Here is a 13,630-nt window from a genome sequence, read left to right on the forward strand (position 1 = left end):
GCCTACATCCGCTTGTCATGGCCAAGGATAAAGAAAATTCGAATTACAAGGTGATCGCCGAGAACCGGCGGGCACGGTTTGACTATGCCATCGAGGAGGATCTCGAATGCGGGATCCTGCTGGAAGGGTCCGAGGTGAAATCGCTGCGGCAGGGCGGCGCGAATATCGCCGAGAGCTATGCGGCGGTGGAAGATGGCGAGCTTTGGCTGATCAATTCCTATGTCGCGCCCTATGAGCAGGCGAAGACGTTTCGGCACGAAGAGCGGCGTCCTCGGAAGTTGCTTGTAAGCCGGAAAGAGCTGTCACGGCTCTGGAACGAGACCCAGCGCAAGGGCATGACGCTGGTGCCGATGGTGGCCTATTTCAATCACAGGGGCATCGCCAAGATCAAGATCGGCATCGCCAAGGGCAAGAAGCTGCATGACAAGCGCGAGACCCAGGCCAAGCGGGATTGGTCGCGGCAGAAGCAGCGCCTGCTGAAAGATCACGGCTGAGTGGCGGTCCGGCTGACGGGACTGAGTGTCAGCGTTTACACGCGGATCGCGCGGCTGATGCTGGCGGAGCGGGGGATCGATTATGAATTAGTCGAGATCGATCCTTTTGCCGGGACCGATGCGACGCTTCTGGATCTGAATCCGCTGCATACGGTGCCGGTGCTGAACCATGACGGATTTATCCTGCACGAGACATCGGCGATCCTGCGCTATCTTGAAACGGCCTTTGATGGCGTGTCGATGGTGCCGAATGGGGCGAAACCGCTCGCGCGGATGGCTCAGGTAATTTCGATCGTCGATTCTCATGGCTACTGGCCGATGGTGCGGCAGGTATTCGCCCAGCGGATCTTTGCGCCGCTTCATGGCGAACCGGTCAATGAAGAGATGATCGCGGAGGGGCTGCGTCGGGTGGCCCCTGTATTGCAGTCGCTGGAGCGGATTGCGGGTGAGGGGCTTGCTCTGAACGGTGGCAGTGTGACCCTGGCCGATCTGCATCTTGGGCCGATGGTCGGCTATTTCCAGCAGGCTCCCGAGGGGCAGGAGATGCTGGCGCAGCACAAAGCCCTGTCGAACTGGTGGGGATGGTTCCGCGAAAGGCCTGCCTTTCAGGCTGTCGACAGGCCGGTGGGGCCCGGCGGTCTTGCTTCGCCCCCTAAGCGGTTGTAGGTCAGGATTGATCTGAAAGAGGCAGGCGCAATGGCACAGGACGACCCCAAGACCCTTGTTTCCACCGAATGGCTGGCAGCCCATATGAAAGATCCCGACCTGCGGGTGCTTGATGGATCGTGGTACCTGCCGGATGCCGGTCGCGATCCGCGGGCCGAATACGAGGCCGGGCACATCCCCGGCGCCCGCTTCTTCGATATCGACGAGATTTCGGATCACCGCTCGGATCTGCCGCATATGGCGCCGCCGGTCGAGAAATTCATGAGCCGGGTGCGGGCGATGGGCGTGGGCGACGGGCACCAGATCATCGTCTATGACGGGGCCGGGCTGATGTCTGCGGCCCGTGTCTGGTGGCTGTTCCGCCTGATGGGGCATCAGGACATCGCCGTTCTGGATGGTGGATTTCCGAAATGGCAGGCCGAGGGCCGCGAAGTCGAGGATATGGCGCCGGTGGTGCGCGACCGTCACATGACGGTACGGGTTCAGAACCAGTTGGTGCGCGACGTGACACAAGTGTCAGCCGCCGCCAAGTTGAACGACCACGAAATCATCGACGCACGCTCTGCCCCCCGTTTCCGTGGCGAGGCCGCAGAACCCCGGCAGGGGCTGCGCAGCGGGCATATTCCCGGCGCGCGCAATGTGCCGTTCAACAACCTGCTCAGGGATGACCAGACCATGAAGCCGGTTGCCGAATTGCGCAGCGTTTTCGAGGGGGCGGGGGTCGATCTCTCCAAACCCGCCATAACCACCTGCGGATCCGGCGTGACAGCCGCGGTGCTGAGCCTTGCGCTCGAGAGGATCGGCAAAACCGACCATTCGCTCTATGACGGCTCCTGGGCCGAATGGGGCGCCTTCCCAACCTTGCCCGTCGCGACGGGGGATGCCTGATGTTTGCCGACTTCAAGGCCCAGCCGGCCGACAAGATCCTCGAATTGATGCAGCTTTTCCGCGACGATCCGCGCGACGGCAAGATCGACCTCGGCGTCGGCGTCTACCGTAATGCCGAGGGCGTGACGCCGGTAATGCGCGCGGTCAAATCCGCCGAGCAGCGGCTCTGGTCGGAACAGGAAACCAAGGCCTATACCGGGCTGCTGGGCGATCCCGCTTATGCCACGGCCATGTGCGGCCTTGTGCTGGGTGATGCCGTTTCGCAGGACTCGATTGCCGCCGCTGCCACACCGGGCGGGACCGGCGCGGTCCGTCAGGGCTTTGAAATGGTGCGCTATGGCAATCCGAGTGTCCGGGTCTTTGTCTCGGACCCGACATGGCCCAACCACATCTCGATCCTGAACTACCTGGGCATCGAAACCGTCACCTACCGGTATTTCGACGTGAACACGGGCGGCGTCGATTTTCCAGGCATGCTGGCCGACCTCGAACAGGCGCGCCCCGGTGACGTGATCCTGCTGCACGGCTGCTGTCACAATCCGACGGGCGCCAACCTGACCCTGCCACAGTGGCATGACGTCATCGAAGTGATGCGAAAAACCGGTGCCCTGCCGATGATCGACCTCGCCTACCAGGGGTTCGGGGATGGGCTTGACGAAGACGCCGCGCCGACCCGGGCGGTGGCCGCCGCCCTGCCCGAATGTCTGATCGCCGCAAGCTGCTCCAAGAACTTCGGTATCTACCGCGAACGCGCAGGTCTGCTCATCGCGGTTTCACAGGATGCGTCGAACACGCCGCTGGCGCGCGACACGCTCGCCTTTCTCAACCGGCAGAACTATTCCTTCCCGCCTGATCACGGGGCAAGGGTCGTGACCATGATCCTCGACGACCCGGCCCTGCGTGACGACTGGCAGGCCGAGCTTGAGGCAACGCGCCTTTCCATGCTCGATCTGCGCCAGCAGCTCGCGGCCGAGCTGCAAGAGCTCTCCGGATCGGATCGCTTTGCCTTTCTCGGCCAGCACCGCGGCATGTTCTCGCGGCTCGGCGCCACGCCGGATCAGGTCAAGGCCCTGCGGGAAAAACACGGGGTCTACATGGTCGGCGACAGCCGGATGAACATTGCCGGTCTGAACGCAAAAACCGTCCCGCTCCTTGCAAAAGCGATCATCGACACCGGAATCTGACCCCTTCTTTGGGTCTAAAATATCCCGGGGGAGAGCGAAATCGCCAGATTTCGGTCGGGGGCAGAGCCCCCCGCCTCCCATCTGCGCGCGATACACGATAGATGACTCCAAATTCTTGCAGACATTCCGATGTAACTGTCGCGACGAATGCGACCTCTCCAAAAAGACAGGGCCCCGGTGCGGTCGCACCGGGGCCCTGCTTTCTCAAAAGCCGGAGGAGTTAGCCTTTGGAAAATTCAGGATAGGCTTCCATGCCGAGTTCCGCCATGTCGAGGCCGGTGATCTCGTCTTCTTCGGAAACCCGGATGCCCATGACAGCCTTGAGGATGAACCACACGATGAGCGAGACCACGAAGGTGAACACACCGTAGGCGACGATACCGGTCAGCTGGGTGCCGAGGCTTGCCTCACCGTAGAAGATCACGGCGATGGTGCCCCAGATACCGGCGCAGAGGTGAACCGGGATTGCGCCGACAACGTCGTCGATCTTGAACTTGTCGAGCATCGGCACAGCGAAGACAACGATCACACCGCCGATAGCACCGATCCACAGCGCGCCGAAGAGCGTGGGCGCCAGCGGTTCGGCAGTGATCGACACAAGACCGGCCAGCGCGCCGTTCAGCACCATGGTCAGGTCAGGCTTCTTGTACATGATCTGCGTTAGGATCAGCGCGGTCACGGCACCGGCTGCGGCAGCCATGTTGGTGTTCGCAAAGATACGCGACACGTCGGACACGTCACCGACCGTCCCCATTGCCAGCTGCGAACCGCCGTTGAAGCCGAACCAGCCGAGCCACAGGATGAACGTACCCAGCGTGGCGAGGGCAAGGTTCGAACCCGGCATCGGGATCACTTTGCCATCGGCAGAGTACTTGCCGATACGCGGACCCAGAACGATGGCACCGGCAAGAGCGGCCCAGCCACCCACGGAGTGCACGATGGTCGAACCGGCGAAGTCGGAGAAGCCCATTTCGGACAGCCAGCCGCCGCCCCACTGCCAGGAACCCGAGATCGGATACATGACACCGGTCAGAAGCACGACGAAGACAAGGAAGGGCCACAGCTTGATCCGCTCGGCCAGCGCACCGGACACGATCGAGGCGGTCGCGGCAACAAAGACGAGCTGGAAGAAGAAGTCCGAACCGATCGACGCATAGTCGAGCGCGGCGTCGGCTGCGGAAATGCCGACCGGGTCGAGAACGGTCTGGCTGAAGAACGGACCGACCCAGCCTGCCATGATCCAGCCATCGCCGGGGTACATCAGGTTGAAGCCGATGAGCCAGTACATGATCGCCGCGACCGAATAGAGCGCGATATTCTTGGTCATCTGCATCGCAACGTTCTTGGAGCGCACAAGCCCGCCTTCGAGCATGGCAAAACCGGCTGCCATGAAGAAAACGAGGAAGCCTGCCATCAAGAACAGGAGCGTGGTCATGATATAGGGGCCGATTTCGTCAAAGCCGGGCGCGGCCTCGGTTTCTTGCGCCAGACCCAGTGTCGGCAGCCCGATAAGCGCCGCGGCCACAGGAATGAGTTTCAGATTTTTCATTTCGGATAGTGTCCCTTGAATTGGCCGATTTACAGCGCGTCTTCGTTGGTTTCGCCGGTACGCACGCGGATTGCCTGCAGCACGTCCAGTACAAAGATCTTGCCGTCGCCGATCTTGCCGGTCTGGGCAGTCTTGGTGATGGTCTCGACCACCTGGTCGACCATCGCCGCCGATACGACGATCTCGAGCTTGATCTTGGGCACGAAATTCACTTCGTATTCCGCACCGCGATAGATTTCGGTATGTCCGGACTGCGATCCGAAGCCTTTTATTTCAGTCACCATCATGCCGCGCACGCCGGCTGCGGTCAGCGCTTCGCGGACCTCTTCCAGCTTGAACGGCTTGATTGTAGCAATGATGAGTTTCACCTCTGTCCCCTTAAAATTGGCAGGCCTCCCTGCAAATACGCGTCCAACAAGGCGGCGAGGCACTTGAAATTCCAATATTGCGGGCCCAAGGCTGCGCACATTTGCACAAAAAACGAGCAAAATTCTTTGAAAATTCAGGAAGTGCCCAATTTTTGATCTCATTGTTAAGCGGGTCTGTGCAGGCAGGGTCTCTACAATCCCGCCGGCACCGCGTATCATGGGCGCAACAACAGAGGCCGGGCAGGGCTGAACATGGCATCAGGAAATAAACGTAAACCGCCAATGGTGGCGGACCGGAAAAGGGCTGCGAACGGGCAGCCGCCGAAGGTGGGACTGAAAGTGCCGCCCAAACCGGGAACCGCCAAACCGAAAGCCGCGAAATCGACCCGCAAGAGCAGCCGCAAACCGGCGCGCAAGACCACGCGGCGCAAGGGCGGCGGCGGCATCGGCGGCTTTTTCCGCGCGGTGTTCGGCTGGATCATGCGCCTGATCTGGCGCGTGACCTCGCGCCTAGCGATGGTCGTGGCGCTTCTGGTCGGGATGGCCGTTGCATATGTCTACTCCGGTCTGCCCGAAATGTCCGCGCTGCTTGACGGGCGCGCCCGGGGATCGGTGACGTTGCAGGACTATCAGGGCGAAGTCTTTGCATGGCGGGGCGATCAGTTTGCCGGGGTGGTGACGGCCGAATCCGTCTCCCCCAACCTGCGCAATGCGATCATCGCGACCGAAGACCGGCGATTCTATCGACACTTCGGCCTCAGCCCGCGCGGGATCGCGAGCGCCGTGGCGATCAACCTGCGTGCCGGGCGCGGTCCGCTCTCCGGTAACGGCGGGTCGACGATCACGCAGCAGACGGCAAAGCTGCTCTGCCTTGGTGTCGAATACGACCCGACCCAGTGGAAGAATGAGACCGAATACGAGGACGATTGCCGTCAGGGATCGCTGTGGCGCAAGGGCAAGGAGGCGATCTATGCCCTCGCGATGGAAGCAAAATACACCAAGGACGAGATCCTGACGATCTACATGAACCGGGCCTTCCTTGGCGCGGGGGCGCGGGGGTTTGAAGCGGCGAGCCAGCGGTATTTTGGCAAATCGGCAGCCGAGGTCAGTCCCGCCGAGGCGGCGATGCTGGCCGGGTTGCTCAAGGCGCCGACGCGCTATGCCCCGACCAACAATCTTGAACGCTCGCAGGGGCGGGCGGCGACCATCGTGCGTCTCATGGAAGAGCAGGATTATCTGACCGCAGAAGAGGCCGAATATGCGCAGGACAACCCGGCGCAGCTGTCCGAGGCGGCAGAGGCCAAGGCAGGCGGCTATTTCGCCGACTGGGTAATGTCGAGCGGCCCCGAGTTCTTTACCCGCAAGACCACCGAAGACGTGATTATCCGCACCACGCTTGACCGGCGTTTGCAGCAGGCGGCCGAGGACGCGATGCGGATCGTGTTCGATGAAAAGGTGAGCGAAGGCTCCAAGGCGCAGGCCGCAATTGTGGTGATGTCAGCCGATGGTGCCGTGCGCGCCATGGTCGGCGGGCGTAACACCAAGGTCTCGGGCGCGTTCAACCGCGCAATCCAGGCCAAGCGACAGACCGGGTCTTCGTTCAAACCCTTCGTCTATGCGACCGCGCTTGAGGCCGGGTATTCACCGCTGGATACGGTGATGGACGAGCCGTTCTGCATGAACGTGGTCGGCTCGGGCCAGTGGTGCCCCGAGAACTATACCCACAAGCATTACGGCGAGGTGACACTGGCGAGGTCACTGCGCGATTCGCTTAACGTCCCGGCGGTCAAAGTGTCGGAAATGGTGGGGCGTGACCTTGTGCGCAAAGTGGCGGACGATTTCGGCATCAAGAGCGATCTGGCTGCAGGGCCGTCGCTGGCGCTGGGCGCGTCGGAAAGCACGCTGCTCGAAATGACAGGCGCTTATGCAGGTATCCTGAACGGCGGCTCCTCGGTCAAACCCTATGGCCTGATCGATCTGAGGCTACTGGGCGATGACCAGTCGCTGATGGATGCGGATGGCGGGATTGGCGAAAGGGTTATCCGTGCCGAGGCGGCGCAGCAACTGATCTGGATGATGGAAAAGGTCATCAGCGAAGGCACCGGGCGGCGCGCGGCGATCCCCGGATGGGAGGCAGCGGGCAAGACCGGCACGACCTCGAGCTATCGGGATGCGTGGTTCGTTGGCTTTACATCCGAATATGTCGCCGGGGTCTGGATGGGCTATGACGACAACACGCCGCTCAAGGGGGTCACCGGCAGCGGGTTGCCCGCCGAAATCTGGCGCGAGACGATGGTACGGGTCCATGAAGGGCTTGAGCCGCGTCCCCTGCCCGCGCTGCCGCCGCAGGACGGTTCGCGTAACCGGGACGGGATGGCACCGACCACCGTTTCGGGATCCGGTTCGGCGATTGAACGGCTCTTGCGCGGAATCTTCAGCGGCGAAGGCAGCAGTCAGGAACCGGCGAGCGGCGGTACCCGGTGAAACGAAAACGGGCGGCCCAAGGGACCGCCCGTCTCTCTATCTAAGTGGCTTGTGGCCGGATCACCCCATGGCCTTGAGATCGGCGATCAGCTGGTCGATGTTGCCCTTGCGGCGGTCCAGCATCGCGCCGATTTCGGTGCGTTCGGTCAGCAGCAGGTTCACACCTTCGATGAACATGTTGAAGAACTTGTCGCGGCCCGATTTATCCGAGACGAGGAAGGTCACGTCGAACGGTGACTGCCCCTGAAGATCGGCCTGAGCGCGAATTTCATAACCGGCCTTGATCGGGCGCGCAGATTTCACGGTCACGGTGCCACCGACGAATTCCCGGAAACGGCGGCCGTACTTGTTGGCGATATAGACCTCGAACGCATCCGTGAAGGCGCGCATCTGGCCCGCACTTGCACTGCGGGCGTCGGCGCCCAGCGCATAGCGGGCCATGATTGCCGTGTCGGCATAGGTCGAAAAAATCTTTTCGAATTCCCGAATCTTCGACGCATCCGAGCCGCCACTGGCGATAACCCGGTTGATGTCGGCAACGACGCGATTAACGAGCTGACGCGCGCCAGCCTCGGTCAGGGCGAGAAGCTGGGAAGGAATAGCTGCGAGCGCGGCAAAGCTGCAAGCGGTGGCGAGGAAGCCGCGGCGTGAGAAAACGGTACTATTCATAGGGATCCTCATAAGGGTCTGCGTACAATTCAGGCGCGGCACCGGGTACCGCATAGGGGTCGGTTCCTTCTGCATATGGGTCAGAATAGGTTTCACCGCCAGCCCCGGCCAGTTCGAATCGGCGATTCTGGAGATAGATAATACGTGATTGAGCGTAGCTGTCGGCGCTTTCGTAAAGAATCGAATCAATGGTGTCAGAGTAGCGGCCACGGTTACCGAGCTGCTGGACGACCTTGGAAACCAGCGTCACGTTGGCCACGCGGTTGGACCGGGAATAGCCAATCGGGTTGGTAAAGAAATCGACAACGAGGCCAACCGCGTCACGCTGGTTCGACGGCCCGAAAGCGGGCAGTTCGACATAGGCGCCTTCGGGCGCGCCCCAGATGTGCAGGGTTTCGCCGAAATCGGTTTCATCCGCGGGAAGTCCGAATTCGGTTGCGGGGTCGGCGAGACCGGCAAAACCGATGGTTGAATTCAACAAGAAGCGGGCAAGCGCCGTCCCGGCACGTTTCGGGTTGCCCTGCAAAAGGCCATTAACCATGTTGCTAGGCTCGGAAGCGTTGTCGGCGAAATAGCTGAAGCTGTCCACGATCGGCGGAGGCACGATGGCGACATATCCCTTGGACGCCGGACGGAAAAAGGCCCGGTCCAACCCGAGGTTGAGCTGGTGAATGCTTCTATTGGTCTTTTCATAGGGATCTACGACCTCACCGGAGGAACCGGAATTCTTCGGAACGGCACAGGCAGACACGAAGCTGACAAAAACAAGCAGAATAAGGAGGCGGGCAGCTTGAAACGGCGCGTTCATTCGATCAGAAGTCCATCTATAAAGGCGAAGCGGTATTCATGCGACTATTTAGTATAATAAGGCGCAGTTCACAGATCATCGGTGTTCACTTAAACAATATGTGGCCGAGAAGAAACAGGCTGTTCGCATATTGGTGATGTAAGGCCAATATACGCATAGCAATTGTCAATAACCCCCAAACGGTGGGCAGGACGGAGCACCAAGTGAGACACAAATCAGGCCGCGAGGAACTACGCGAGGCGCGGCGACAAAGTCGTGGGCTATACTGGGCCGTCGGTCTTTTCAGCTTTTTTGCGAATATGCTGATGCTGACGGGGCCGCTCTACATGCTGCAGGTCTATGACCGCGTGCTTGGCAGCCGGTCCGAAGCGACGCTGGTGGCGCTGTCGCTGCTGGTGGTCTTTCTTTATGGCGTGATGGGCATTCTCGATTATACGCGCGGCCGTATCATGGCACGCGTCGGCGCCCGATTTCAGGCCGCGCTGGACCAACGGGTCTTTGATGCGATGATCCGCAGATCCGCCGTCGCGCCCGATCCGGCGGCGCAGACCGGGTTGTCGGACCTTGAATCGATTCAGCGCCTGATTTCCTCGCCAGTGCTCATGAGCCTTTTCGACCTGCCGTGGACGCCCGTGTTCCTTGCCGGAATCATGCTGTTCCACCCATGGCTGGGCTTCCTTGCCATGGGCGGCGGCGCGGTGCTGATCGGCATCACCCTGCTGAACCAGCTGTTTTCGCGCGGACCGATGATGCAGGCGAACCGCTCGTCCCACCGGGCGGGCCTGCTGTCCGAGGAAATCCGCAACGAATCTGAGATGATCCAGAGCATGGGGATGCGCGGTGCCGCATTCCGGCGCTGGCGGGTGGCGCGCGATGCCTCGCTGAAGGAATCGATCTCGGCCAATGATGTTGGCGGTACCTTTACGACCATGACCAAGACTCTGCGGCTGTTCCTGCAATCCGCGATGCTGGGTCTGGGCGCCTATCTCGTGTTGCAGAACGAAATGACCGCCGGGGCGATGATCGCCGGGTCGATCCTGATGGGCCGTGCGCTGGCCCCGATCGAGATGATCATCGGTCAGTGGAGTGCGGTGCAGCGGGCGCAGAAAGGCTGGAACAGCCTTGCGGAACTGCTCGACAAGGTGCCGCCGGAACATGAGCGCACCGCCCTGCCCAAGCCGCGCGCCAAGCTGGACGTGCAATCGCTGACGCTGGTTCCTCCGGGTGATTCCCGCGCTTCGCTGCGCACCATCAGCTTCAAGGTGGAACCGGGTCAGGCGATTGGCGTCATCGGACCCTCGGGCGCTGGTAAATCGACGCTGGCCCGGGCGCTCACCGGAGTCTGGAAACCGGCGGGCGGGACGATCCGGCTCGACGGGGCCGGGCTCGACCAGTACGACGCGGATGTGCTGGGCCTGCATATCGGGTACCTGCCGCAGCGCGTGCAGCTGTTCGACGGCACCATCGCCGAGAATATCGCCCGTCTGGGCACCGAACCCGACGCGGATAAAGTCGTTGCGGCGGCCAAGAAGGCCGATGCGCATGACATGATCGTCCACCTGCCTGATGGCTACGATACGCGGGTTGCGGCCGGGGGCGGACGTCTGTCCGGCGGGCAGATGCAGCGTATCGCGCTGGCGCGTGCGCTTTACGATGATCCGGTCATCGTTATTCTGGACGAGCCGAACTCGAACCTCGACAACGAAGGCTCGATGGCGCTGAACCAGGCGATCCGGTCGCTCAAGGCCGAGGGCCGGTCCTGCCTGATCATGGCGCACCGCCCCGCGGCGATCCAGGAATGCGATATGCTGCTGGTGCTGGATCAGGGCACACGCGCGGCATTCGGTCCCAAGGCGCAGGTGCTCAAGGAAATGGTATCCAACCATGAAGAACTGACCAAGACCGCCGCTATGGGAGGTGTCCGATGAGCGATAATTCATGGTCTGCCCGTACGCCGCTGATCATCGGTTTCATCGGCCTGCTGACTCTGGTCGGCGGGTTCGGCACATGGGCGGTGGTCAGCAATATCGCTGGCGCCGTAATCGCGCCGGGCCGGATCGAAGTCGACCGTAACCGGCAGGTGGTACAGCACCCTGACGGCGGGGTGGTGACCGAAATCCTTGTCGAAGAGGGCGATACCGTCGAAATGGGCGAGACGTTGATCCGTCTCGATGCCGAATTCCTTGCCTCTGAACTTTTGATCACCGAGGGCCAGCTGTTCGAGCTGATGGCTCGCCGGGGTCGGCTTGAAGCCGAGCGGGACGATGCCACCGAGATTGATTTTGACGAAGAATTGCTTGAGATGGCGAAACACCGTCCGACGGTTGCCGAACTGATCGACGGCCAGCAGCGCCTGTTTCAGGCACGGCGCGAATCCGTCGCAAACGAGACCGACCAGCTTGAAAAGCGCCGGGGCCAGATCCAGAACCAGATCGAGGGGATCGACGCGCAGCAGGTTTCGCTTGGTCGCCAGCTAGAGCTGATCGATACCGAGCTGACCAACCAGCAATCGCTGCTGGATCGCGGGTTGGCGCAGGCAGGCACAGTGCTGAATCTGCAGCGGACTGCCGCGAACCTCGACGGGACGCTGGGTGAGCTGAAAGCCTCCGAAGCACAGGCTGAGGGCCGGATCACCGAAATCGACATCGAGGTGCTCAAACTGGGCACCCAGCAGCGCGAAGAGGCGATCACCCGTTTGCGCGACCTGCAATATCAGGAGCTGGAACTGGCCGAAAAACGGCGCTCGCTCAAGGAACGGCTGGCACGGCTGGATATCACCGCACCGGTTTCGGGCATCGTCTACGGCATGCAGGTGCATACGCCACGTTCAGTGATCCGGCCTGCCGATCCGGTGCTCTATCTCGTGCCACAGGACCGGCCTCTTGTCATCGCAACCCGGGTCGAGCCAATCCATATCGACAAGATCTCGGTCGGGCAGGAAGTGGCACTGCGTTTCTCGGCGCTGGACCAGCGCGAAACCCCCGAGGTTTTCGGAACGGTCACCAAGATTTCCGCCGACGCCTTTGAAGATCAGAACGGCCAGTTTTCATTCTACCGGACCGAGATCGCGCTGAACGAGGGCGAGCAGGAACGGCTGCCGGTCGGGACGGTCCTTTTGCCGGGCATGCCGGTCGAGGCCTTTATCCGTACCGAGGAACGCTCACCCATGTGGTATTTCATCAAACCGCTGGCGGATTATTTCATCAAGGCGTTCCGAGAATAGGCTTTTCGTCGCGCAGGGCTGCGGTTAGCGTGCGCGACGAATACCGCCTGAAAGGAACCCGAGATGAGCATTGAAAGCAGACTTGCAGAACTGGGCGTGACCCTGCCCGACGCCCCTGCCCCGGCAGCGAATTACGTGCCCTACGTTCAGACCGGTGACATCGTCTATGTCTCGGGACAGATCTCTCAGGATGCAAACGGGCCGGTGAAGGGCAAGCTGGGCGCGGATCTTGGTGCCGAAGAAGGGGCCGCGGCGGCAAAACTCTGCGCGATCAGTCTTTTGGCGCAGGTTCGGGCGGCCTGTGGCGGCGATCTGGACCGGCTGGTACGGGTGGTGAAACTGACTGGTTTCGTCAATTCGACCGCAGATTTCACCGATCAGCCCAAGGTGATCAACGGCTGTTCCGATTTCATGGTCGAAGCGCTGGGCGATGCCGGGCGACATGCCCGTTCCGCCGTATCCGCCGCTTCCCTGCCGCTGGGCGTGGCTGTTGAAATCGAAGGCATCTTTCAGATCAAATGACAACCTTGCCAGAGGCGTTCCTGCGCCTGCCCATCGCCCACCGCGCCTATCATGACAAGACGCAAGGGCGGCCCGAAAACAGCCGTGCGGCCATTCGCGCCGCAATCGACGCAGGTTATGGGATCGAGATCGACCTGCAACTGACCGCCGACGGGCAGGCTGTTGTCTTTCACGACTACGAGCTGAAGCGCCTGACCTGTGCGACCGGCACCGTGCGCCAGCACTCTGCCCAGGAAATGGCGCAGATTGCGCTTAGCAATGGCGACGGTGAGACGGTTCCCGGGTTTGCCGAGGTGCTTGAGATCGTCGCAGGTCAGGTGCCGCTTCTGGTCGAGCTGAAGGATCAGGATGGGGCGATGGGACCCAACACCGGCGCCCTTGAAGCGGCAGCCGCAAAGGCATTGCAGGGCTATGAAGGTCCGCTGGCAGTGATGTCGTTCAACCCGCACAGCATGGCCGAAATGGCGCGGCTCGCGCCGGATGTGCCGCGCGGGCTGACGACCTCGGGCTATGATCCGCAGGACTGGCCGCTGACGGCGGAAACCTGCGCGCATTTGCGCGAGATCCCGGATTTTGATCGGGTCGGGGCTTGTTTCATCAGCCACGAGGCCAAGGATCTGTCCCGTCCGCGTGTCGGGGCGCTGCACGACTCCGGGGTGCCGGTGCTGTGCTGGACCATCAGATCGCCCGAAGCGGAGGCAGAAGCGCGCAAGCGTGCCGATAACATCACTTTTGAAACCTACGCGGCCCGGATGCCGTCTTGATCCCCCGCGCC

General features: G+C 61.5%; 13 protein-coding genes. 9 read left to right on the forward strand and 4 right to left on the reverse strand.

Features of this window, described 5'->3' with window-relative positions; translation table 11 throughout:
- The first annotated feature begins 17 nt into the window (after positions 1-17).
- From smpB to MF268_RS16760, 4 genes are read left to right on the forward strand one after another with little or no spacing between them, the layout of a single operon-like run.
- Positions 18-494, forward strand: coding sequence for an SsrA-binding protein SmpB (smpB, locus tag MF268_RS16745; RefSeq protein WP_238372014.1), 477 nt, complete (start codon positions 18-20; stop codon positions 492-494).
- On the forward strand, positions 495-1,160 hold the full coding sequence (locus MF268_RS16750) for a glutathione S-transferase family protein (RefSeq protein WP_238372015.1): 666 nt from the start codon (positions 495-497) through the stop codon (positions 1,158-1,160).
- Positions 1,161-1,190: 30 nt separating this feature from the next.
- Complete coding sequence (gene sseA, locus MF268_RS16755; protein WP_238372016.1) at positions 1,191-2,048, forward strand: 3-mercaptopyruvate sulfurtransferase; 858 nt, start codon at positions 1,191-1,193, stop codon at positions 2,046-2,048.
- Entirely contained in the window at positions 2,048-3,232 is a 1,185-nt protein-coding gene (locus tag MF268_RS16760) for an amino acid aminotransferase (protein ID WP_238372017.1), read from the forward strand. The genes sseA and MF268_RS16760 overlap by 1 nt, the downstream gene beginning before the upstream one ends.
- Before the next feature lie 220 nt (positions 3,233-3,452).
- Here MF268_RS16760 and MF268_RS16765 read toward each other — a convergent pair whose 3' ends face one another.
- Positions 3,453-4,781 carry an ammonium transporter gene (locus MF268_RS16765; RefSeq protein ID WP_238372018.1) on the reverse strand — a complete coding sequence of 443 codons (1,329 nt, stop codon included), beginning with the start codon at positions 4,779-4,781 and terminating at the stop codon, positions 3,453-3,455.
- A gap of 29 nt (positions 4,782-4,810) precedes the next feature.
- Complete coding sequence (locus MF268_RS16770) at positions 4,811-5,149, reverse strand: P-II family nitrogen regulator (RefSeq protein WP_088631613.1); 339 nt, start codon at positions 5,147-5,149, stop codon at positions 4,811-4,813.
- A gap of 252 nt (positions 5,150-5,401) precedes the next feature.
- Between MF268_RS16770 and MF268_RS16775 the strand changes: the two genes are divergently transcribed.
- Entirely contained in the window at positions 5,402-7,633 is a 2,232-nt protein-coding gene (locus tag MF268_RS16775; protein ID WP_238372019.1) for a transglycosylase domain-containing protein, read from the forward strand.
- Positions 7,634-7,693: 60 nt separating this feature from the next.
- On the opposite strand, the gene MF268_RS16780 is transcribed toward MF268_RS16775, so the two are convergent.
- Positions 7,694-8,302, reverse strand: coding sequence for an MlaC/ttg2D family ABC transporter substrate-binding protein (locus tag MF268_RS16780; protein ID WP_238372020.1), 609 nt, complete (start codon positions 8,300-8,302; stop codon positions 7,694-7,696).
- The gene (locus tag MF268_RS16785; RefSeq protein WP_238372021.1) at positions 8,295-9,110 is read right to left on the reverse strand and encodes an MlaA family lipoprotein; all 816 of its coding nucleotides are present in this window, start codon (positions 9,108-9,110) and stop codon (positions 8,295-8,297) included. Before MF268_RS16785 ends, MF268_RS16780 begins: the two co-directional genes overlap by 8 nt.
- A 203-nt stretch (positions 9,111-9,313) precedes the next feature.
- On the opposite strand from MF268_RS16785, the gene MF268_RS16790 reads away from it, so the two are divergent.
- The 4 genes from MF268_RS16790 (at position 9,314) to MF268_RS16805 (ending at position 13,619) form a co-directional block, all read left to right on the forward strand.
- Positions 9,314-11,038, forward strand: a complete 1,725-nt coding sequence (locus MF268_RS16790; protein WP_337926814.1) for a type I secretion system permease/ATPase — start codon at positions 9,314-9,316, stop codon at positions 11,036-11,038.
- A complete protein-coding gene (locus MF268_RS16795) occupies positions 11,035-12,333 on the forward strand; it encodes an HlyD family type I secretion periplasmic adaptor subunit (protein ID WP_238372022.1) in 1,299 nt (432 codons plus the stop codon). The genes MF268_RS16790 and MF268_RS16795 overlap by 4 nt, the downstream gene beginning before the upstream one ends.
- A 63-nt stretch (positions 12,334-12,396) precedes the next feature.
- A complete protein-coding gene (locus tag MF268_RS16800; protein ID WP_238372023.1) occupies positions 12,397-12,855 on the forward strand; it encodes a RidA family protein in 459 nt (152 codons plus the stop codon).
- A complete protein-coding gene (locus MF268_RS16805) occupies positions 12,852-13,619 on the forward strand; it encodes a glycerophosphodiester phosphodiesterase family protein (protein ID WP_238372024.1) in 768 nt (255 codons plus the stop codon). The genes MF268_RS16800 and MF268_RS16805 overlap by 4 nt, the downstream gene beginning before the upstream one ends.
- Positions 13,620-13,630: the final 11 nt, after the last annotated feature.

This window comes from Heliomarina baculiformis (assembly GCF_019966545.1).
Lineage (GTDB): Bacteria > Pseudomonadota > Alphaproteobacteria > Rhodobacterales > Rhodobacteraceae > Heliomarina > Heliomarina baculiformis.

Coding starts and splice junctions, on each gene's coding strand:
- smpB (WP_238372014.1), top strand. CDS start 18: ATGGCCAAGGATAAAGAAAATTCGAATTACAAGGTGATCGCCGAGAAC.
- sseA (WP_238372016.1), top strand. CDS start 1,191: ATGGCACAGGACGACCCCAAGACCCTTGTTTCCACCGAATGGCTGGCA.
- MF268_RS16760 (WP_238372017.1), top strand. CDS start 2,048: ATGTTTGCCGACTTCAAGGCCCAGCCGGCCGACAAGATCCTCGAATTG.
- MF268_RS16765 (WP_238372018.1), bottom strand. CDS start 4,781: ATGAAAAATCTGAAACTCATTCCTGTGGCCGCGGCGCTTATCGGGCTG.
- MF268_RS16775 (WP_238372019.1), top strand. CDS start 5,402: ATGGCATCAGGAAATAAACGTAAACCGCCAATGGTGGCGGACCGGAAA.
- MF268_RS16780 (WP_238372020.1), bottom strand. CDS start 8,302: ATGAATAGTACCGTTTTCTCACGCCGCGGCTTCCTCGCCACCGCTTGC.
- MF268_RS16785 (WP_238372021.1), bottom strand. CDS start 9,110: ATGAACGCGCCGTTTCAAGCTGCCCGCCTCCTTATTCTGCTTGTTTTT.
- MF268_RS16795 (WP_238372022.1), top strand. CDS start 11,035: ATGAGCGATAATTCATGGTCTGCCCGTACGCCGCTGATCATCGGTTTC.
- MF268_RS16800 (WP_238372023.1), top strand. CDS start 12,397: ATGAGCATTGAAAGCAGACTTGCAGAACTGGGCGTGACCCTGCCCGAC.
- MF268_RS16805 (WP_238372024.1), top strand. CDS start 12,852: ATGACAACCTTGCCAGAGGCGTTCCTGCGCCTGCCCATCGCCCACCGC.